We start from the raw sequence: 21097 nt of genomic DNA, 5'->3' as shown, positions 1-21097 counted from the left end.
GCCAGAGTCACTAGATCTGGTCGTACCCGTATTCCTCCAGTGGGACGGAGGCGCCGGTGTAGTCGCCGTATGCCTCGTCGCCGTAGATGCCGTCGCCGAAGGACGGGATCGAGTAGGCGGCGGAGCGGGCGGCTTCCGTCGGCTTGACCGTGATGTTGCGGTAGCGCGAGATACCGGTACCAGCCGGGATCAACTTACCGATGATCACGTTCTCCTTCAGACCGATCAGCTGGTCAGAACGCTTGTTGATAGCAGCGTCCGTGAGCACACGCGTGGTCTCCTGGAACGAGGCGGCGGACAGCCAGGACTCGGTTGCCAGGGAGGCCTTGGTGATACCCATGATCTCGGAGCGCATCTCTGCTGGCTCGCCACCATCTGCAACAGCTGCAGCGTTGACCTGGCGTGCCTCCGACAGATCCACAAGCGTACCCGGCAGGAACTCGGTGGTACCCGAGTCGATGACGGTGCCGCGTCGCAGCATCTGGCGGATGATGATCTCGATGTGCTTGTCGTGGATGGACACACCCTGGGTGCGGTACACGGCCTGCACTTCGTCGATGAGGTGCTTCTCCACACCACGGCGGCCGAGAACCTCGAGCACGTCGTGCGGGTCAGCAGCGCCGCGCAGGAGGCGGTCGCCCACGTTGACGTGGTCGCCTTCACGTAGGGAGCGCTCGATCATCGCGTTCGGGTTGGACTCCATCGGGCGGCGGACCTGTGCGAGGCCCTGGCGCTTCGACAGCTTCTCGTAGACCACAACGTCGGAGCCGTCATCCGGGTGGATGGTGAGCGTCCAGAAGTTGCCTTCGTCTTCGAGGGTGACGGTGCCGGCCACGGATGCGATCGGGGCGCAGTTCTTCGGCACGCGGGCCTCGAACAGCTCCTGAACACGTGGCAGACCACCGGTAATGTCGCCACCGACACCACCCTGGTGGAAGGTACGCATGGTCAGCTGGGTACCAGGCTCACCAATCGACTGTGCAGCCACGATACCGACGGCTTCACCGATGTCGACAAGCTTGCCGGATGCCATGGACTTGCCGTAGCACTTCGCGCAGACGCCGGTTGGGGTCTGGCAGGTCAGGACGGAGCGGACCTTGACTTCCTCGACACCGGCGGCGACGAGGGCGTCGATACGCTCTTCCGAAAGCTCAGCGTCGGCTTCGAGCACAACGTTGCCCTCGGCGTCCTTCGCGTCGGATGCCAGTACTCGGCCAGCGACGGAGGTCTCGACGAACTCGTCGCGGACGAACTTCTCACCGGCAAGCTGCGCAACTGGAACCTTGACTCCCTGGCGGGTGCCGCAGTCGTGCTCGCGGACGATGACGTCCTGGGCGACGTCGACAAGACGGCGGGTCAGGTAGCCGGAGTCTGCGGTACGCAGTGCCGTATCCGCCAGGCCCTTTCGGGAACCGTGGGAGTTGTTGAAGTACTCCATCACTGTCAGGCCTTCGCGGAAGGAGGTCTTGATCGGGCGGGTGATGTACTCACCGCGCGAGTTCACGACCATGCCCTTCATGCCGGCCAGGGTCCAGATCTGACGCATGTTACCGGCAGCGCCAGACTTCACGATCATCGGAATCGGGTTGTCATCCGGGTACAGCGCCTCAACTGCTTCACCGACCTGGTTCGTGGCGTCCTGCCACAGCTCCACGAGACGGTCGTAGCGGTTCTCCTCGGTCAGGGCACCCTTCTCCCAGTACTTGCGCTCGATCTCTTCGGCGCGCTGCTCGTACTGCTCAAGGATTTCCGTCTTGTTCGGAAGCACCAACACGTCGGACATGGAGATGGTCACGCCGGAACGGGTCGCCCAGTAGAAACCGGCGTCCTTCAGCTTGTCCAGCGTCTGGGCAACGGTAATCATTGGGTACTTCTCCACCATCGACTGGATGATGTCGCCCAACAGCACCTTGCCGGCGCCGCCGCCCTTACGGACCATCGCGCCTTCCTGGTACGGGAAGTTGAACGGAAGCAGCTCGTTGAACATGATGCGACCAAGGGTGGTCTCCATCATCCAAGCCTGGCCCTTCGACCAGCCGTCTGGGAACTGCTCAGCTTCAATCTCAATCGTCGGACGCAGGTGGTCGATGCGCACCTTGATCGGTGCCTGCAGGCCAAGTACGCCCAGGTCGTAGGCCATGATGGCCTCACGGTAGGAGGAGTACACGCCCTTGGCTGGGCCGTTCTCGTCGGCTGGGGTGAAACGACCCTCGCCGCCGATCTCGTCCTCGCCCTTTTCCATGGTCAGGAAGTACAGGCCGGTCACCATGTCCAGGCGAGGCATCGCCAGTGGCTTGCCGGATGCCGGGGACAGGATGTTGTTCGAGGACAGCATCAGGATGCGGGCCTCTGCCTGCGCCTCCGCGGACAGTGGCAGGTGGACTGCCATCTGGTCACCGTCGAAGTCAGCGTTGAACGCCTCACAGGCCAGCGGGTGCAGCTGGATTGCTTTACCCTCGACCAGCTTCGGCTCGAACGCCTGAATGCCAAGACGGTGCAGGGTTGGCGCACGGTTCAGCAGCACCGGGTGCTCGGAAATCGCCTCTTCGAGGACGTCCCACACCTCAGGGCGCTGGCGCTCCACCATGCGCTTCGCCGACTTAATGTTCTGCGCGTACTCATTGTCCACGAGGCGCTTCATCACGAACGGCTTGAACAGCTCGAGCGCCATCAGCTTCGGCAGACCACACTCGTGCATCTTCAGCTGCGGACCAACAATAATGACCGAACGGCCAGAGTAGTCCACACGCTTACCCAGCAGGTTCTGGCGGAAGCGACCCTGCTTACCCTTCAGCAGGTCAGACAGGGACTTCAGCGGACGGTTGCCTGGGCCCGTGACAGGGCGGCCACGACGGCCGTTGTCGAAGAGGGCGTCGACAGACTCTTGCAGCATGCGCTTCTCGTTGTTCACGATGATCTCTGGGGCTCCCAGGTCAATCATGCGCTTCAAACGGTTGTTGCGGTTAATCACGCGACGGTACAGGTCATTCAGATCCGAGGTGGCGAAACGGCCACCGTCGAGCTGCACCATCGGGCGCAGCTCTGGTGGGATCACCGGGATCGCGTCCAGGATCATGCCGGCAGGATCGTTGCCGGAACGCTGGAACGCAGCCACGACCTTCAGGCGCTTCAGTGCGCGGACCTTCTTCTGGCCCTTGCCCTCAGCGATGATGGTGCGCAGTTCCTCTGCCTCAGCTTCGAGGTCGAAGTTGCGGATCAGCGTCTGGATCGCCTCAGCGCCCATGCCGCCGGTGAAGTAATCCTCATAACGGTCCACGAGCTCTTCGTAGAGGAACTCGTCGATAATCATCTGCTTCGGAGCAAGCTTCTGGAAGGTCGACCAGATCTCGTCGAGGCGCTCAACCTCACGCTCGCCAGCCTCACGGATGTGCTGCATCTCCTTGTCAGCAGCATTCTGCACCTTCTTACGGGCAGCAGCAGTCGCGCCGGCGGCCTCGAGCTCAGCGAGGTCCTCCTCCAGCTTCTGTGCACGCTCCGCAATCTCGGCGTTAGCGTCCTGCTCAACTTCCTTCTTCTCGAGCAGCATCTCCGCCTCGAGCGTCGACATATCGTTGTGACGCGCCTCCTCATCAACACTGGTGATGATGTTGGCAGCGAAGTAAATGATGCGCTCCAGATCCTTCGGAGCAAGATCCAGCAGGTAACCAAGGCGCGACGGGACGCCCTTGAAGTACCAAATGTGGGTCACCGGCGCAGCCAGCTCAATGTGGCCCATGCGCTCACGGCGAACCTTCGACTTGGTGACCTCGACGCCACAACGCTCACAAATGATGCCCTTGTAGCGAACACGCTTGTACTTGCCACACGCACACTCCCAGTCACGGGTAGGACCGAAGATGCGCTCGCAGAACAGGCCGTCCTTTTCCGGCTTCAACGTGCGGTAGTTAATCGTTTCGGGCTTCTTGACCTCACCATGCGACCAACGACGGATGTCGTCAGCAGTAGCCAGGCCGATGCGAAGCTCGTCGAAGAGGTTTACGTCAAACACGTAAATTCCCTTTCACCTCCCCAACGACGGGGAGGATTGCAGTTGGATAGATTCTTTCGTTCGTTCCTGGCTTAGGCGGTGTCCGCCGCGGAGCCCTCGTCACGTGACAGGTTGATGCCAAGGGAGGAACCAGCCTGATCAAAGTCGTCGTCATCGCCGTCGAGCTCCATCGGGGTGCCGTCCGTCGAAAGAACCTCGACGTTCAGGCACAGCGACTGCAGCTCCTTGAGCAACACCTTGAACGACTCCGGAATACCCGGGTCAGGGATGTTCTCGCCCTTCACGATGGCTTCGTACACCTTCACGCGACCAACCACGTCATCCGACTTGATCGTCAACAGTTCCTGCAGCGTGTAGGCGGCGCCGTATGCCTGCATCGCCCACACCTCCATCTCACCGAAGCGCTGGCCACCGAACTGGGCCTTACCGCCAAGCGGCTGCTGGGTAATCATGGAGTACGGACCAGTAGAGCGAGCGTGAATCTTCTCGTCAACCAGGTGGTGCAGCTTGAGCATGTACATGTAGCCGACGGAAATCGGGTACTTGAACGGCTCGCCGGAGCGGCCGTCGAACAGCGTGGTCTTGCCGTTCTCATCGACCATGACGTCACCGTCGCGGTTCGGCTTGGAATTCGCCAGCAGACCAGCGATCTCCTCGTTCGTCGCGCCGTCAAACACTGGGGTCGCGGTGAGCGACTCAGGCGGGACGTCGTACAGATGCTCAGGCAGCGTCTCGAGCAACTTGGCGTTCGCAGGATCGTCCGGGTTGACCGTCCAACCAGCCTTCGCCAACCAACCGAGGTGTACCTCAAGGACCTGGCCAATGTTCATACGACGCGGCACACCGTGGGTGTTCAGAATGATGTCCACCGGGGTGCCATCCTCCATGAACGGCATATCTTCCTGCGGCAGAATCTTGCCCACGACACCCTTGTTGCCGTGGCGGCCAGCCATCTTGTCGCCGTCCTGGATCTTGCGCTTCTGCGCAACATAGACGCGAATCATCTCGTTGACGCCTGGGGACAGATCGTCGTCGTCCTCGCGGGAGAAGCGACGAACCGCGATGACCTTACCGGTCTCACCGTGCGGCACCTTCAGGGAGGTGTCGCGGACCTCGCGGGCCTTCTCGCCGAAGATGGCGCGCAGCAGACGCTCCTCCGGAGTCAGCTCGGTCTCACCCTTCGGGGTGACCTTACCGACCAGGATGTCGCCGTCGCGCACGTCCGCACCGATGCGGATGATGCCGCGCTCGTCGAGGTCCTTCAGCACGTCCTCGGACACGTTCGGAATCTCGCGGGTGATTTCCTCGGCACCGAGCTTGGTGTCGCGGGCATCAATCTCGTGCTCCTCGATGTGCACGGAGGTCAGGATGTCATCCTCAACCACGCGCTGGTTCAGGATGATCGCGTCCTCATAGTTGTGGCCTTCCCACGGCATGAACGCAACCAGCAAGTTGCGGCCGAGCGCCATCTCGCCGTTCTTGGTGCCCGGACCGTCAGCCAGCACCTGACCAGCCTCAACGCGCTGACCGTGGTCAACGATCGGGACCTGGTTGTAGCAGGTTCCCTGGTTCGTACGCTCGAAAGTGCGCAGCATGTACGTGTCCTGGATGCCCTCGTCGTCCATGACGGTGATGAAGTCACCGGTCACGTTCGTGACGACGCCAGCCTTCGCCGAAATAATCGTGTCACCCGCATCGTACGCGGCGCGCTGCTCCATGCCCGTGGCCACGTACGCAGCCTCAGAGCGCAGCAGCGGCACAGCCTGCTTCTGCATGTTCGCACCCATGAGGGCACGGTTCGCGTCGTCGTGCTCGAGGAACGGAATCATTGCCGTTGCCACGGACACCATCTGGCGCGGGGAAATGTCGAGGTAATCGACGCCCTTCGGGCCGACGACGCCGATGTCGCCGTCCTTCAGACGGACCTCGATACGCTCACCGGTGAGGTTGCGGTCCTTATCCATTGGGGTCGCCGCCTGCGCGATTGCGTAACGGTCCTCTTCATCCGCGGTCAAGTAGTGGACCGTATCGGTCAGCTTGCCGTCTTCGACCTTCTGGTACGGCGTCTCAATAAAGTCGAACGCGTTCACGCGTGCGTAGGAGGAGAGCGCACCGATCAGACCAATGTTCGGGCCTTCCGGCGTCTCAATCGGGCACATGCGGCCGTAGTGCGACGGGTGCACGTCTCGGACTTCAATGCCGGCGCGCTCACGCGACAGACCACCAGGGCCCAGCGCCGACAGACGACGCTTGTGCGTCAGACCAGACAGAGAGTTGTTCTGGTCCATGAACTGCGACAGCTGCGAGGTGCCGAAGAACTCGCGGATCGCCGCGGAAACCGGGCGGACGTTAATCAGCGAGGTCGGCGTGATGGACTCCGCGTCCTGCGTCGTCATGCGCTCGCGCACAACGCGCTCCATGCGGGACAGACCAACGCGGACCTGGTTCTGGATCAGCTCGCCTACCGTGCGCAGACGACGGTTACCAAAGTGGTCAATGTCGTCCGTGTTGATCGAAATGACCTCGCCCTCTGGGGAAGTCATCTCGTGCTCACCTGCATGCAGGCGCACCAGGTACTCGAGGGTCGTCGCGATGTCTTCCTCGGTCAGCGTCATCAGGCCGTCGTGGTCGCCGCCAAGACCGAGCTTGCGGTTGATCTTGTAACGGCCAACTCGTGCCAGGTCGTAGCGCTTCGCCTTGAAGAACGAGTTCTCCAGCAGGGACTGCGCGAGGTCGCGCGTCGGCTGCTCGCCCGGGCGCTGCTTGCGGTAAATCTCCAGCAGCGCCTCGTCGGTGTTCGCCACACCGTCATTCTCGAGGGTGGACATCATGATCTCGGAGAAGCCGAAGCGCTCCGTGATCTGCTCCGTCGTCCAACCAAGCGCCTTCAGCAGCACCGTCACTGGCTGACGACGCTTACGGTCAATACGCACACCAACCGTGTCACGCTTATCGACGTCAAACTCCAACCACGCACCGCGCGAAGGGATCACCTTCACCGCGTGCAGCGGCCGCTCCGTCGACTTATCAATCGTCTCGTCGAAGTACACGCCCGGCGAACGCACCAACTGCGAAACAACAACACGCTCAGTGCCGTTGACGATGAAGGTGCCCTTGTCCGTCATCAGCGGGAAATCACCAATGAACACCGTCTGAGACTTAATCTCCTGGGTTTCATTGTTGATGAACTCCGCCGTCACATACAACGGCGCGGAGTAGTTAATATCTTTTTCTTTACACTCGTCGATCGTGTCCTTGACATCTTCGAAGCGCGGCTCGGACAGCGTCAGGCTCATGTTGCCCGAGTAGTCCTGGATTGGAGAAATCTCTTCGAGAATGTCCTCCAAGCCACTCGTGATACGCGCGTCGGCGCCGCGAGCTTCCTGCTCACGCTCACGCCACTCCTGCGTACCAACAAGCCACGCGAAAGATTCAAGCTGTACATCAAGAAGACCCGGGACAGCGATCGGCTCTGCGATCTTCGCGAACGAATAACGTTCGGGAGCCCCGGGAATTTCAGCCATTGACATGGTCTGGTTTGAGACTGCCAAGTTGGGTCCTTCCAGCACCTAAGGCGGACGCCGATCTCTACTCTGGCTCTGTAAAAATCGGCGTTTCCGCTGGGTAGATTAGCATTCGGTCTGCTTCGGAATACCCGCCCCCAGAGACAGCAAAATCACCTTGTCAAGTCAGCGCTTCGAAAATTCTCGACGCCAACAAAGCAAGGTTGACATAGCGGACTGGAGACGGCTTCCAGTGCACCGAATGAGTTTACACAATGCACCCAATGTTGTAAAGGGCAGCAACAATCCCCCGATTCAATGCCGTCGCGGGGAAGCTTAGCACTAAACGCAGGCGCGACGCTAACGCCGACGCGGCCACAACGCGCCAACCAGACCAATCAAGGTCAGCGCACCACCCAAACCGAGCACGCCCCACGTGAAGGCCTGCTGCACGGAAGGTCCGTAGGCGCCGTCGAGAAGCGAGATGAGCTCGGCCGTCTGCTGCTCGTCCATCGCGGCGTCGTAGGAAACAATGCCCTGGACCTCATTGCCGTCCACGTCAGCATAATAGTCGTTGACACGCTCCTGCATCCCCACGACCACGCCGGTGATCTGATCAACCAACAACTCGCGCTGCGCGCTATGCGTATAGAACGTGCGGACCGGCTCACCGTCTTCCCCTTCGACGGTCAACGTGTTTCGCATATCCGCGTACCGCTGCGCCACGTTCGTTGGCGCAATGACCTGCCGGAACCGCAGCACCGCGCGCCCAGCAACCGATTCCTCTGCGACGAACTCCGCGGGAGCAGCCCCACGCAACACCGGGTCGAACACCTGGTACGTCTCCTGCTTCACCGGCGACGGCAACTTCAGCCACGACCCCTCCATCGGGACATCGACGGCCGGCATCGCCATCACAAGCTGGACCTTTGCCGGTCCCTGCGCCTCACCGGTTTCACGGTCCAACGTATACGTCCACGTGCTCGCGCCGACAAGGTTTTCAAAGTCCGTACCCGCGTCCCCCGCACGCAACGTGTCCCCCACGCGCACGCTGGCAGAGTCCTTGCCCGCCGGATTCTGCACCTCCATGTGCAGCTGGTGCACCACCGGGGCCGGCTCACCCTCGCGGGTGCCGTCGGGATCGACCATCGTCAGCGTTACCGCCCCAAGGTCCAGCGGTAGCTTCGCGCCCGAGTTCAGCACACGCGGGGCCAGCAGACCACCAACCAACAACGCAATGCCGAGGCCCGCCAACAACGAAGCAATGATCCTGGATTTGGGCAGCATGGTGCGAAATCTTAGCACACAACGCGAAACACCCCGCCAGCCACAGTACGTGGCAACGGGGTGTTCGTCGAAAAGCTATGCAGCCTGCGAGATTACTTGAGGGTAACCTTTGCGCCAGCCTCTTCCAGCTTGGCCTTTGCAGCCTCTGCATCGTCCTTGTTTGCGCCCTCGAGGATAGCCTTTGGAGCACCCTCGACCATTTCCTTGGCGTCCTTCAGGCCCAGGCCCGGAACGAGCTCGCGGACAACCTTGATGACACCGATCTTCTTGGCGCCAGCGTCCTCGAGAACAACGTCGAACTCGTCCTTCTCCTCTGCAGCAGCAGCGTCGCCGCCAGCAGCGCCCGGAGCAGCAGCAACAGCAACTGGTGCAGCAGCGGTAACGTCGAAGACCTCCTCGAATTCCTTCAGGAACTCGGAAAGCTCGATGAGGGTCATTTCCTTGAACTGCTCAATGAGCTCGTCCTTAGACAGCTTAGCCATGGTGGCTTCCTTTCTATTGGTGGGCGGTTAGCCCAAGTTTGTAAGTGTGTTATGCGGCGTCGTTCTGCTTGTCCTGCAGCGCAGCGACAAGGCGAGCCGTCTTGGATGCCGGAGCCTCGAACAGCCCAGCAGCCTTTGCCAAAGAACCCTGGAATGCGCCAGCGAGCTTTGCAAGCGTGGTCTCGCGGTTGTCCATCTCAGCGATGGCGTCAACCTGAGCGGCGTCGATGGCAGCGCCATCCATGTAGCCACCCTTGATCACAAACGCGTCGTGATCCTTGGAGAACTTCTTCATGACCTTAGCAGCGTCGACAGCCTCGCCCTTAATGAAAGCGATAGCGGTCGGGCCGGTCAGAAGCTCGTCGAGACCCTCGATGCCGTGCTCGTTCGCAGCGATCTTGATGAGGGTGTTCTTGGCGACGTGGTATTCGACATCGAAGCCGAGATCGCCACGAAGAGTCTGCAGCTGACCAACGGTCAGGCCACGGTACTCCGTCAGCACGATGGAGCTAGCAGCGTCAAACTTCTCCTTCAACACAGCAAGCTCGCGCTCATTCTTCGGATTTGCCATTACACACGCCTCCTTCCAATAACTTCATGTCCTTCAATCCGCCCGGGACACAAAAAGTGCCCCGTGCAGAAGCACGAGGCACCATTAGAAAGGTAGGCCACGTTCCTCCTGCGTGGGTCGACCCCTGGAGAGGGGTACCTTCGGCCCCGAAGGGCGACCGACGGTCTTCGGTGAAACTTGAGCTCGGGTATTACCCGTTCAAACTTCGTTGTGGAACCCTACACGTCTTCTTGTGTACGCGCAACTCCGCGCAACATCCGCGCCGCCACCACGAACAACGCAATGCCTCCCAGCAGCGCCATCAAGCCAACACCGAGGATGAGCCCGCCCCAGAAACCGCTGGCAGTCACGCCCGTTGCGGGTTCCTCCTGCGCTGCTCCCTGGTCGAAAGATGAGACGATGCCACCGCCACCAGCCTGTATCGGAGCGTCCGGGATCGCTCTTCTTGTCGACGTCGGCTTCGCCCCCGTCGCCGTTGCCGCCTTCTGCTTCGGTGCCGATGTTGTTGTGGACTTCTGCGCCGGTTTCTGCGCCGTCGTCTGCTTTGGTGGCGCCTGCTTGGTCGCGGCCTTCGTTTCCGTCGCACGCACAGTACTTATTACAGTGCGCGGTGGCACTGGCTTTGACGGCGCAGTCGTTGCGGCTGGCCGTAGCTTCTGGCCGAACTTGCTCAACTCCTCGTCGATTGAGCGGATCCCCTTCGCCAATGCGCCCATCCACGTGTCGCTGGTCGCTGCATTGGAGCCGCACGAGTCCAGCTCACGATACCCGCTCGCGTACTGTTCGCGGGCCGTCGCGATGGCGGCGTCGCCGACCGCGAAGACCGCAACGAGCTCCGCGGAGTCAAACGCGAAAGTCACGGCGTAAAGTCCAGGCTCGGTGAATCCGAATGCCTGGTGGTCATGGGCGTTCGCCGGGTAGCTCAGCGTGCGGGACTTGTCGCCGGAGTCCAGCTCGAGCTTCGCGCCCTGCAGACCCTCGTGCCAGGTGTACATACGGCCGGGTCCGGCGACAGCAGTAATGCGGACGGTGGCGGGGGCTGGGTGGTGGGTTGTCGAGAACCCGAGCCATGGCAGGTCCGCCTTCTGCGACTGCGGCAACACCCACATGCGCTCGGAGCGGGTGGGGAACGTGTCGCGCAGCGTCGCAGGGATGTCCTGGCGAGCGCGGTCGGGAACCTCGAAGAGGAAGGTGCCGCTGGAGTGTCGCGCGGGGTTGTTGGGGTCGCGGTCGTCGATGAGCGCGGCCTCCCCCGTATCGACGGGCCCCATGTCCATATGCCCGTTCGCGATGAACGCCTCCGGGCGGGTGCGCAGCGCGGCGCAGTGCTTCGCAGTGGGTGCGGGTGCCGGTGCCGGTGCCGCGGTTGTCACTGGTGCTGTTGGTGTTGGTGTTGGCGGTTGCGTCGGTGACGGAGTGGGCGTCGATAGTGCGGGGGTGCGAAGTCCCGTCGTGGTGCCCTCCGGCAAACCGACGTCCGCGTCGGTGCCAACCAGCCAGTACTGGTCGGTCCAGCCGGTGTACTCAGTCTCACCGTTGGTCAGCTCGGCGCGACCCTGCCAACGCAGCTTATAAACGCCGGGCTTCGTAAACGTCCAGTTGAAATGGCCGTGCGCGCCAACCTCATACTCGACGGTGCGCATCTGTTCGTCAGCGCTATTGAAGAGGCGCTCGGCCGACGAGGCGGCGTTCTTAAAGAAGATCTGCACATCACCCGGACCATCGATGCCCAGCAGGTCGAAGTACATCATGTCGTCTTTGAAGTTGCTTGGCACAGCACCCGGCAGCTCGTGCGCCGGGTCAAATGCACCGATGCCGGACCAGATGGGGCGCCAATCATCGGTGAAATCCGAGTGCTGGGGCGCGAGCCACACCTGACTGCCCGGAGCGCCCAAAAAATCGAGGGAACCATCATCCGGGATGGTGAGGCGGGAGACGTCATTGCCGTCGGCGTCAGCGTCGAGAGGCAGACGGAAGCAGACGTCGCGCTGGTCGGTGACCTGCTGTCCGTCAACCGCACCAATGGACAGCTGGCCGTCGAACCGGGTGCCGTACAGCGCGTCATTGTGGGAGTGGTAGAGCAACTTACGCCCGGCACAGGGGTGGTCAAGGTCCTCCGGGAGGACGACGCCATGCCCCGGGTCACCGGGTTGATGCCCGGCAGGCGTGGTCGCGTGCGCCGGGGTGACAGTAAACGCGATCAGCGCAACCACAAGGATGAGTCTGCGGATCATGCCCGCACCCCTTTCCTAGCGAAGAGCCAACTCGCACCGAAGATGGCAGTCACACACAGTACAATCGTTGCGCCGGTCGGCGAGTCAAACGACCACGCCAGCCATACACCAACCACGCTGCCTACCACGCCAATCAGCGCGGCGAGGATCATCATGGTCTCCAGGTTGTCTGTAAACAGTCGCGCGGCGGACGCCGGGGTAACCAACAGTGCCAACACCAGAATGTTGCCGATCGTCTGCACCGAAACCACCACCGCGGCCGTCACACACAGGTACAACACCAAGTCCAGGAGCGCGACGCGCACGTTCATCGCGCGCGCCGTCTCTCGGTCGAGCGCCACCGCGGTCAGCCACGGCCGCAACACCACCACCAGCGACACAATGACAGCACACGTCGCAGCACTGACTATAAGGTCGCGCTCACTCACACCTGTCAGCGAACCAAACAAGAACGAACTCAGCGACGCTGTGTAGCCCTCAACGCGCGAAATAATCACCAAGCCAAGCGCGAACGCGGCCGCAAACACAATGCCAATCACCGCGTCCTCTTTCAGCGCACGCCGTTGCGACAGCACTGCAATCAACACCGCCACGATCAACCCGGCAACGGCCCCACCGAGCAGCACCGACACCTGCAGAGCGAACGCCAACGCAACACCCGGAAACACGGCGTGTGCCACCGCATCCCCGATAAACGCCATACCGCGTAGCACCACAAAACACCCAACGACCGCGCACAACACGGACGCCAACACTGCCGCCGTCAACGCGCGCGGCAAGAACGCCAGGTGCGGGTTGGCCACGTCAGCCAAGAATTGCAGAAACCCGATCTCAAGCACGGGATACCTCTTTCACATGTGTTTGCAGCGCCGCCAGCCATGGCGAATCCGGGCCGACGCCGAACGTGTCCATCCAGGGGCGGGCGTCGTCAAGATCAGCGGGAGCCCCGTCCGCGACGATGCCACCGCGGAACAGCAGGAGGCGATCACAGGAGTCAACAGCCTCCACGATGTTGTGCGTGGACATCACGATCGCGATTCCGCGGGAAGCCAGCTGACGAAACAGCGCTAGCAGCTGCTCAGTAGACGGGATATCGAGGCCGGTGAACGGCTCGTCGAGGAACAGCGCGCCTGGACGACGCACCAGGGCGCGCGCCACCAATACGCGTTGGCGCTGCCCTCCGGAAAGCGCCGCGATCGGCCGGTGTGCCAGGTCTTGGAGGTTCACAGCTTCGAGTGCTTCCGCCACAGCTTCGTGGTGCTCCGCCTTAGGCCGCGCGTACCACGGGCGCAGGTCAAGCGTGGCGTTCATGACAGCGGACGCGACATCGATCGGGAAATCCCAGGCGACGTCGTGACGCTGCGGGACGTACCCCACCACTTTGCGCACCGCGTGGCCCGTACACTCCCCTACCCGCACCGTTCCGGCTGCGCCGGGAATCAGGCCGAGCGTTGCACGCATCAGCGTGGTCTTCCCCGCCCCGTTCGGACCGAGCAGCGCGACGAACTGCCCGGCAGGCACAAGAAGATCAACTCCCTCAAACACCGGGCGACCCGGGTACCCGGCGCGCAAGCCTCGCACCTCTATAAGCGGTTGCGTGCTCACGCGCGACGCTCCTTCCGAGAACGCGCCACTAGAAGCGCCACCAGCGCGAGCACCAACACGCCGATCACCCCACCAGCGATCAGCCCCGCATTCAGCGTGCTCTGGCTATCTGCCTGTTCTTCCGTCGCAGCACCCTCGCGCCACGGCCCGTTGAACTGCGCGGACTGCGCCGCCGCTACGTCCGTCCCGTCGCCTACAGCCATGCGCACCAACTGCTCGTCCGTGTGAACGGTGCCAGCGTCATCCTTCACCACTGCTCGCACCCCGACCAGGTGCACTCCCGGCTCGGTGAAGACCCAATTGGCGTGGGTATGCGTGTTCGGCTCCACCCACATTGGCTGCACACCCGGCTCAGTAGTCGTCCACAGCAACTGTGGTGCGTGGAACCCGCCCGGTTGCAGGAACAGGGAGAACTCGCCTGGCCCTTCGTGTCCGCCGAACTCCAGGCTCACGCCGTTTCCGGAGTGTTCGAGCAGGCTCGCGGCCTGCGTGTTCCACCCCAGCCACGGCACCCCGGCAACCTCAGTCTGTGGGATCACCCAGACGTCCGCACCTGGCTTTGCGCCGGTGAAGGCGAAGTCGTCGCCGTCGGGGAGGGTTTGCTTCGCGGCATCGGTCACGCGGAACACCACGTCGTCGAGGTGACGCCATACGGGCGGTTGCTGTGTGTCGTCGCGAGCGAGAAATTCAAGGGTATCCCCGTTGAATGTCGCGCCTAGATCGACGTGACCGGCGTCAATAACTGTGTGCTCACCGGCTGGCGCAATCGCCTCATCTGCGCTGACCACCTGTTGTAACGCAGGATCGTTGTTGGCGGCCTGCGCATTCGCGATCGCAGGAGTTGCCACGATCATCGCAGCAACCATCAGTGGGATAATTCGAAGTTTCATTGTTCGCTCATTTCTCATTTCGTCCGAGGCACCTGCGTATCGACGCAGCATTCGCCTCCACAAGGTGTATATAGGTATCGGCTGGCCCAGACCCCGGAGGATCCAATGTGTCGCCCCAGATTGGGCATACCTCTATGCCAAGCTGGGCGGCGGTTTCTGTCAGCACTGTGCTGCGCCCCGCCAACTGTGGTTCCAGGAAGACCGCGGGCACGTGCAGATTCTCCAGTGTGCGGGTGAACGCGATGACATCACGCGGGCTCGGCTCCACGCTGGGGTTTGGCGTGACAAAACCTGCAACTCGCATTCCATATGCCCGCGCGAGGTAGGCGTATCCATGGTGTGTAGTCACCAGGTTGCGTTGTTCCTCCGGAACCGCGGAGACAGACTCGTGCATCATTTCATCCGCTGCGTCCAGTTTTTGCAGGTAGTCGCGGGCGTTTGCCTGGTAGATTTCCGCGTGGTGCGGATCCACCGCAGCCAACTCGTCACGGATTACCTGAACGATCGCTTTCATCGCCCGAACGTCGTGCCACACATGCGGGTCCAGCTCACCATGCACATGATTGCCCAGTACCGCCTGCGGGAGCAGGTAGGTTTCCTCCCCCGGCGTACCGAGGAATCGGAAGGGGCGCTCCGGAGGGATCGGCTGCAGGGTTGTATTCGGCACTGTGACGGCTACGTTCACTGGATCCATGCGGCCATCGTCATCCGAGTTGAGCACGAGGTGAGCCGCACCTTGCCCATCAAGCTCTGTTGTAATGTCGACGTGCCCCTTCTCCACCGCGTGCAACCCCGGCGTTACCCGCGCGGGATCCTGCCCCACAACGACCGTCACCGTCGACTCCACACTTGCGCGCTCAGGTGCACCGACGGCATCGCGAATATGCGATTCAAACCTCAGCTTGTACACGCCTGGCTTGGAAAATGCCCAGCTCAAGTGAGTATGCGCGTCAACCGGCAGGGTCTTTACGTCACGGCTATCCAGCCCGTCGTGAGAGTTGAACACCACCTCCGGGGTGCCGAAGGTTCCCAGGATGAACGCGAAAGTGGCACCGGGGCCGTCAACATCTACAAGGTGTAAGTCCGCGACTCCCGTCGTCGGGAGCTGTTGGCCCGTATCCACCCGCAACCCGAGCCACACCGCATCTAGGCTCGCGTCCTCCACAAGCGGAATCGGCGCAAACCCGTACCGTTGCGCCTCCTGCGCAAGTGCCACGACCGGAGTCGTGTCACGCACGGTCGCCGCAATCGTATTCGTTAAAGACTGTGGCTCCAACAACAGTCCGTTGGTAAAAATGGCATCCGCATACGCGATGTCGCGTGTGGCATGCAAGCTCGGTTCGTAGCTGTGCGGATCAACCCCACGCGCCATCAGCGTGTGCACATCAGCCACATCACCTGCAACGTTTTGAACCGCATCCGCCAAAATAGGTGTCGACGCCACCACCGACGCCTTCCCCTCTCCCACCGACTGCCCTTCCGGTGCGCTACACGCCCCGAGCAGCGCCACGCACATCAGCACAGCGGCTCGTTGAAAAAACTGGATCACCGGTGGCCACCGAAACCCCACGCTGCGGCGACACGACGGCGCAACGACGCATCCAAACACAACCAACCCGCACCAAAGACAAACACGCCCAAGCCGAGCACAGCCACCGGCAGCGTCATCACTGTCGTACCCGTTTCTGCAAGGGCCCCACCGCGTTGCGCGGGAGCAACATCCTGCTGCTGGTGATCTTGTGATTGCAACTGAGTCTCTCCCTGATCAGGCGCTGGATTCGCGTTGCTCGCCGCCACTGGCTGCGCGCACTCGCCCTCCTCGTCAAAGACGGAGCCAAAGTCGAAGTGACCATCGTTCGCGTTACCGGCGCCGCCAATGTCAAAGGTGAGCGTCGCCTCCCCGCTCACCGGCTCGCCATTACTCGTCGTCGCGCTTTGACGAACTGTCACCGTGTAAGTCCCCGGAGCACTGAACATCCAGTTTGGATGCACATGTGAATTCGCAGGAATGGTATGGCTGCCCTGCGCCTGCCCATCCACGCCACGGAACCACTCCTCGCCCACGACCTGACCGAGCCCACCCTGCGTGAACACAAACATGGCACCAGGTCCATCAAAATTTGTAATCTCCCAGGCCACATCCCCAGAAGTGTGCTCAAGCAGCGACGGATGCTGCGTATTCGCTCCAAGCCATGGCACACCGGCTTGCTGAGTTGCACCGATCATCCACGCGGTACCGGCCGGAATTGGCCCAACTGGATTGGAGAGCTGCTGCTTTGCTGCATCACCCAGCCCAAAAACGAGCTCTGCGGGATCGCGCCACTCGGCCGGAACAGTGCGGTCGTCTTTCACCATCGGGTGCAGTGTCGGGTGGCATTCCGCCGCGAAAGCAGGCGTCGACATGGAAAGGAGCAGTAATGTCGCGGCGAGCGCTCGCAGAATCTTGAAGACAGAAAATTTCACCTAATGAACATTATTTTCATTAGCGTTCGCATGCAAGTCATACGTTATCCACAGGGCACTTCAGAAAACGCCACACAAGAAGAAGTTATCCACAGGTAGCGTGAAAAGCCTTTCCCAGGCGTTCTGCAACCACATATGTTCAGGTTATGAACTTCAAGACATTCCTAGAATCCATGTCCACGCAGGCACTCGACGTACTGGACGGCTTCGATTACGAAGCCGCCATCGAAGCAGGCGTCGATCCCACACGAGCCCGCGCCTGGCGCCAGCTCCACGACATCTACTTCGGGCCCACAAAATCCCGACAAAAACAGCGACTCGCTACCGAAAAGGCTCGACGCTACGGCTTCTCACTCGACCAACTCGCTATGATCGAACGGCGCTTACGCCCCATCAAGTCCGCGCGAACACGCACCAAACTGCGCCTCGTACTCCTCGATACCAAGGGCACATACAAAAAGCTCAGCGAACGCGCAAAAGCACTTCTTCCGAACAACACCAAGCCCCAAAACGACCGCCTCACATTTTCGCCTTCCCGCAATGGGCGCCGCACCATGACGCTCACCACCAACGAGCGCGACCTCGCCGACCTTGAACACGCCCTCACCCAAGACATGGACCCCAAGACGCCACCCACGAAACTCATGCTGCGCAGATTCCTCGACATCATACGTGGCGACGGCCGTTCCGTCCCCCACGCGGTCCCCCGACCTCTCTTGCTCATTCCACTCCCCCAGTGGATCCAAATACAGCGCGGCCACGGCGACGAGACCACCCTCACCCTGACCGATGGCACCACCATGACAGGCGCCGAATACCTAAACAGCCACGTCGCCACCACCGAGAACGAGCTCGAAGCCGCCGTCTTCCACCCACAGCACGGGGCAGTCAACCTCTACCGGACACAACGCCTCGCAAATGACAAGCAGCGCGCTCTGGCCCGCGCCGTTACCCCCGGCTGCCCAGTGCCTGGATGCCGCCATGCAGCCGACGCCTGCGAAATCCACCACATCACTGCATGGCAACACGGCGGGGAAACGAACATCAACAACCTGTCGCCATTGTGCCGCTACCACAATCGCGTCAACGACGACGACCCCCAACGAGCACGCCGAGGTCGGATCGAAATTGTGGACGCACAACCGCTCTGGCACTCACCACGCGGCTACTCCGCCCCAAACCCAGTCCACCGACCTGGTGCGATGAAAATGTTGTACACATAGCAAAACGCCCACCACGACGGGGCCGAAGTGGGCGTCGAAAAGCTGCTGACTAGAACTGACGCTTCATCCAGTTCACGATGACCTCATTGAACTCATCAGCCTTCTCAACCTGCGACCAGTGGCCACACTGTGCGAAAAGGTGAGCGTCAGCGGACGGAATTGTGTTCACCAGGTCCCACGTGCGCTGCGGCGTAATCACGACGTCTTGCATGCCGTGCACTAGCAGAACCGGGATCTCGACCTTCGACAGCACGTCGAAGTCGAGTGGAAGCTCGGTACGGTCACGGTCACGCGCCTGCACAACCTCCTGTAGGCGATCAGACGCCGTATCGTTCAGCGCGGACTGATAGCGCAGCGACACGAGCTCATCGGTGATCAGCGACTTATCCACCACGAACTGCTCGAGCGTGTTGCGGATACCTTCTTCGGTCAGCTTCGGGTTCGAATGACCCTTCAGCGCGCCGGTCAACTTCGCCCCACCGGTGCCCATGGAGATGATGCCCTTCACACGCTCCGGGTGGTCGATGATCATCTGGAAGCCAACCCAGCCACCGAGCGAGTTACCAACAATCCAGGTCTTTTCAATTCCCAGGGCATCCAGCACACGGATTGCGTGCTCAACCCACTCGCGGATACCGTACTTGGTGCCCTCAGCTACGACGGTCTGGCCGTAACCAATGGAGTCGATCGCGATGCATCGTGCGTTCTCGGAGATGGTCGGAAGGTTCAGCCACCAGTTCGCGGCTGCAGTCACGCCCGTGCCGGAGCCGTGGAGGAACAGTACTGGTTCGCCCTCGCCGAGATCGTGGTAGTGAGTGAGCTCGCCGGGTGCCGTCTCCAGCCACTTGTCCTCGAGCCCGAAGAATTCGTCAGTCTTGTAATCAGGAATGGAAATTTCAGTCATACAGCCAACATAGCGACGAACCCACGCACACGCCGGAGTGTTCCAGTCCGTGGCACACGATAGACACTATCCGGTTACACTGAGCCTATGGTTCAAGACGCAAAACCAAACTCCATCGACAAGGCGTTCGGCATTCTGAAAGCGTTCAAGAGCGAGGACGTCAACGGGGTTGGCGTTTCAGAGTTAGCCCGGCGCGTCGATCTTCCAAAGTCGACGACGCACCGCCTTCTTAACAAGCTGGTGGAAAATGATGCCGTCCTCAAAGCGAACGAGCTCTATCGGCTCAACCCGGCGCTCGGAATGGCGTCAACACCGGAGGTGTATTCCGAGCAAACCGCGCAGGTATCAGAGTTGCTCACACCATTTTTGGCAGCGCTTTTTGAGCGCACTCGACACACCGTCCACCTTGGACATATTGAAGGGACGAACGTTCGTTACGCGAACAAGCTCTTTTCCGTCCGTGGTGTGACAGCGCCGTCGCGCATTGGCGGCCTCATTCCCGCTTACGCGACTGGCATTGGCAAAGCAATTATGGCGTACGACGAAACGCTGACCGAGCGCATCATCCGTGAGGGGCTCGCACCATGGACTCCGCACACGATCTCAGACCCGGATGAGCTGCGTGAAACGTTGAAAAAGATCCGCGATGAAGGTATCGCCTACGACCTTGAGGAAATTTCGGAAGGTCTATGCTGCGTCGCCTGCCCGATTTTCGGCACCGAGGGCGTACCGATTGCCGCGATGAGCGTTTCCTTTCCCGCAGAAGACTTTCAGCCCAAAACAGTAATCCCGGTCCTCAAAAAGATTTGTGGATCCGGGACTCGTGCGTGGAGAGCGAAGCACGCGGGATAAACCCGCATACGCGCTCTACTTCGCTACTTCTGCTTTGCCAGGTCGATTGCGACGTCGATAATCATGTCTTCCTGACCACCGACGTAACCACGGCGACCGACTTCTTCCAGGATGGTCGCTGCAGGCACACCATAGCGTTCCGCGGCGCGCTGCGCGTGGAGCAAGAAGGAGTTGTAAACGCCAAACTCACCCTGGACGATGGAGCCACGGTCCATCATTGGGAGGCGCTCGACCATTGGCTTCAGGATGTCTTCAGCGGCGTCACGAAGCTTGGCTTGATCAACATTGCCGATGTCAATGCCGGTGCGGTTGAACACCGTGGCTAACACCTCGATCGGTGCGTTACCGGCGCCAGCACCAAGCCCATACAGGGTGCCGTCAATTTGGCGAGCACCATTGACTACAGCGAGCAACGAGTTTGCAACCCCGAAACCGAGGTTCTGGTGTCCGTGGAAGCCGACCTGTGCGTCGTCGCCAATCTCTTCAACGACTGCCTTGACGCGGTCCGCGGCCTGGTTCATCACTAGGTAGCCGGCGGAGTCGACCACGAAGACGCACTGACAGCCGGCATCGACCATGATGCGGGCCTGCTTCGCAAGCTCTGCTGGTGGGATGCGGTGTGAAAGCATCAGGAAGCCACCGGTCTCAAACCCAAGCTCCCGTGCTGCCTGGAAGTGCTGGATCGAAATATCTGCCTCGGTGCAGTGAGTGGCAACGCGCACGATGGATGCGCCCGCACTCTTTGCTTCTTTGAGGTCCTTTACGGTACCCAGGCCTGGAAGCATCAGTGCGGCAATCTTCGCATTCTTGACTTCTTCGACTGCGGCTTCGATGAGTTCGATGTCGCGGGTGTGGGAGAAGCCGTAGTTGAAGGAAGACCCGCCAAGCCCGTCGCCGTGAGTGACCTCGATCATTTCGACGCCGGCGTCGTCAAGCGCGCGGGCGATCTTTTTCACCTGGTCTTTGGTGTACTGGTGGCGTACGGCGTGGGATCCGTCACGCAGGGTCGTGTCGTTGAGGCGGATTTTGTGTGTCGGGATGCCATCGATGACATCGCTCGCAACCGTGTTCATA

15 protein-coding genes are annotated in these 21097 nt (G+C 61.1%); 2 read left to right on the top strand and 13 right to left on the bottom strand.

Annotated elements, in window-relative coordinates; translation table 11 throughout:
- Window positions 1-10: 10 nt before the first annotated feature.
- The 11 genes from KBX14_RS03745 to KBX14_RS03695 form a co-directional block, all read right to left on the bottom strand.
- Complete coding sequence (locus KBX14_RS03745; RefSeq protein WP_070477529.1) at window positions 11-4009, bottom strand: DNA-directed RNA polymerase subunit beta'; 3999 nt, start codon at window positions 4007-4009, stop codon at window positions 11-13.
- 71 nt (window positions 4010-4080) lie between these two features.
- Window positions 4081-7578, bottom strand: coding sequence for a DNA-directed RNA polymerase subunit beta (locus KBX14_RS03740; protein ID WP_256041865.1), 3498 nt, complete (start codon window positions 7576-7578; stop codon window positions 4081-4083).
- A gap of 294 nt (window positions 7579-7872) precedes the next feature.
- Window positions 7873-8799 carry a DUF3068 domain-containing protein gene (locus KBX14_RS03735; protein ID WP_256041864.1) on the bottom strand — a complete coding sequence of 309 codons (927 nt, stop codon included), beginning with the start codon at window positions 8797-8799 and terminating at the stop codon, window positions 7873-7875.
- Between the two features lie 92 nt (window positions 8800-8891).
- Window positions 8892-9281 (bottom strand): 50S ribosomal protein L7/L12, encoded by a 390-nt coding sequence (gene rplL, locus KBX14_RS03730; RefSeq protein WP_070363121.1) that lies wholly within the window; start codon window positions 9279-9281, stop codon window positions 8892-8894.
- A gap of 49 nt (window positions 9282-9330) precedes the next feature.
- On the bottom strand, window positions 9331-9852 hold the full coding sequence (gene rplJ / locus KBX14_RS03725) for a 50S ribosomal protein L10 (RefSeq protein WP_070363122.1): 522 nt from the start codon (window positions 9850-9852) through the stop codon (window positions 9331-9333).
- A gap of 218 nt (window positions 9853-10070) precedes the next feature.
- Window positions 10071-12086 carry a choice-of-anchor M domain-containing protein gene (locus tag KBX14_RS03720; protein WP_256041863.1) on the bottom strand — a complete coding sequence of 672 codons (2016 nt, stop codon included), beginning with the start codon at window positions 12084-12086 and terminating at the stop codon, window positions 10071-10073.
- Window positions 12083-12925 carry an anchored repeat-type ABC transporter permease subunit gene (locus KBX14_RS03715; RefSeq protein WP_071572796.1) on the bottom strand — a complete coding sequence of 281 codons (843 nt, stop codon included), beginning with the start codon at window positions 12923-12925 and terminating at the stop codon, window positions 12083-12085. The genes KBX14_RS03720 and KBX14_RS03715 overlap by 4 nt, the downstream gene beginning before the upstream one ends.
- Window positions 12918-13691, bottom strand: coding sequence for an anchored repeat-type ABC transporter ATP-binding subunit (locus tag KBX14_RS03710; RefSeq protein WP_256000490.1), 774 nt, complete (start codon window positions 13689-13691; stop codon window positions 12918-12920). The genes KBX14_RS03715 and KBX14_RS03710 overlap by 8 nt, the downstream gene beginning before the upstream one ends.
- Complete coding sequence (locus tag KBX14_RS03705; RefSeq protein ID WP_256041862.1) at window positions 13688-14581, bottom strand: choice-of-anchor M domain-containing protein; 894 nt, start codon at window positions 14579-14581, stop codon at window positions 13688-13690. The genes KBX14_RS03710 and KBX14_RS03705 overlap by 4 nt, the downstream gene beginning before the upstream one ends.
- Before the next feature lie 7 nt (window positions 14582-14588).
- Entirely contained in the window at window positions 14589-16130 is a 1542-nt protein-coding gene (locus KBX14_RS03700; RefSeq protein WP_256041861.1) for an anchored repeat ABC transporter, substrate-binding protein, read from the bottom strand.
- Window positions 16127-17044, bottom strand: a complete 918-nt coding sequence (locus tag KBX14_RS03695) for a TIGR03773 family transporter-associated surface protein (protein WP_256041860.1) — start codon at window positions 17042-17044, stop codon at window positions 16127-16129. Before KBX14_RS03695 ends, KBX14_RS03700 begins: the two co-directional genes overlap by 4 nt.
- A 146-nt stretch (window positions 17045-17190) precedes the next feature.
- Here KBX14_RS03695 and KBX14_RS03690 point away from each other — a divergent pair, with 146 nt between their 5' ends.
- Entirely contained in the window at window positions 17191-18267 is a 1077-nt protein-coding gene (locus KBX14_RS03690) for an HNH endonuclease signature motif containing protein (protein ID WP_256041859.1), read from the top strand.
- 49 nt (window positions 18268-18316) lie between these two features.
- Here KBX14_RS03690 and KBX14_RS03685 read toward each other — a convergent pair whose 3' ends face one another.
- On the bottom strand, window positions 18317-19171 hold the full coding sequence (locus KBX14_RS03685; RefSeq protein ID WP_070363590.1) for an alpha/beta fold hydrolase: 855 nt from the start codon (window positions 19169-19171) through the stop codon (window positions 18317-18319).
- Between the two features lie 87 nt (window positions 19172-19258).
- Between KBX14_RS03685 and KBX14_RS03680 the strand changes: the two genes are divergently transcribed.
- Window positions 19259-20023 (top strand): IclR family transcriptional regulator, encoded by a 765-nt coding sequence (locus KBX14_RS03680; RefSeq protein ID WP_256041858.1) that lies wholly within the window; start codon window positions 19259-19261, stop codon window positions 20021-20023.
- Window positions 20024-20046: 23 nt separating this feature from the next.
- Here KBX14_RS03680 and dmpG read toward each other — a convergent pair whose 3' ends face one another.
- The gene (gene dmpG, locus KBX14_RS03675; protein ID WP_070477510.1) at window positions 20047-21096 is read right to left on the bottom strand and encodes a 4-hydroxy-2-oxovalerate aldolase; all 1050 of its coding nucleotides are present in this window, start codon (window positions 21094-21096) and stop codon (window positions 20047-20049) included.
- Between the last annotated feature and the right edge of the window lies 1 nt (window position 21097).

This window comes from Corynebacterium sp. CCUG 61414 (assembly GCF_024453945.1).
Lineage (GTDB): Bacteria > Actinomycetota > Actinomycetes > Mycobacteriales > Mycobacteriaceae > Corynebacterium > Corynebacterium pseudogenitalium.
This window is presented reverse-complemented; position numbering and strand designations above follow the sequence as displayed.

What these genes read in the sequence shown, in the direction of transcription:
- KBX14_RS03735 (WP_256041864.1), bottom strand. Translation starts at nt 8,799, where the DNA reads ATGCTGCCCAAATCCAGGATCATTGCTTCGTTGTTGGCGGGCCTCGGC.
- rplL (WP_070363121.1), bottom strand. Translation starts at nt 9,281, where the DNA reads ATGGCTAAGCTGTCTAAGGACGAGCTCATTGAGCAGTTCAAGGAAATG.
- rplJ (WP_070363122.1), bottom strand. Translation starts at nt 9,852, where the DNA reads ATGGCAAATCCGAAGAATGAGCGCGAGCTTGCTGTGTTGAAGGAGAAG.
- KBX14_RS03720 (WP_256041863.1), bottom strand. Translation starts at nt 12,086, where the DNA reads ATGATCCGCAGACTCATCCTTGTGGTTGCGCTGATCGCGTTTACTGTC.
- KBX14_RS03705 (WP_256041862.1), bottom strand. Translation starts at nt 14,581, where the DNA reads ATGAAACTTCGAATTATCCCACTGATGGTTGCTGCGATGATCGTGGCA.
- KBX14_RS03690 (WP_256041859.1), top strand. Translation starts at nt 17,191, where the DNA reads ATGAACTTCAAGACATTCCTAGAATCCATGTCCACGCAGGCACTCGAC.
- KBX14_RS03685 (WP_070363590.1), bottom strand. Translation starts at nt 19,171, where the DNA reads ATGACTGAAATTTCCATTCCTGATTACAAGACTGACGAATTCTTCGGG.
- KBX14_RS03680 (WP_256041858.1), top strand. Translation starts at nt 19,259, where the DNA reads ATGGTTCAAGACGCAAAACCAAACTCCATCGACAAGGCGTTCGGCATT.
- dmpG (WP_070477510.1), bottom strand. Translation starts at nt 21,096, where the DNA reads ATGAACACGGTTGCGAGCGATGTCATCGATGGCATCCCGACACACAAA.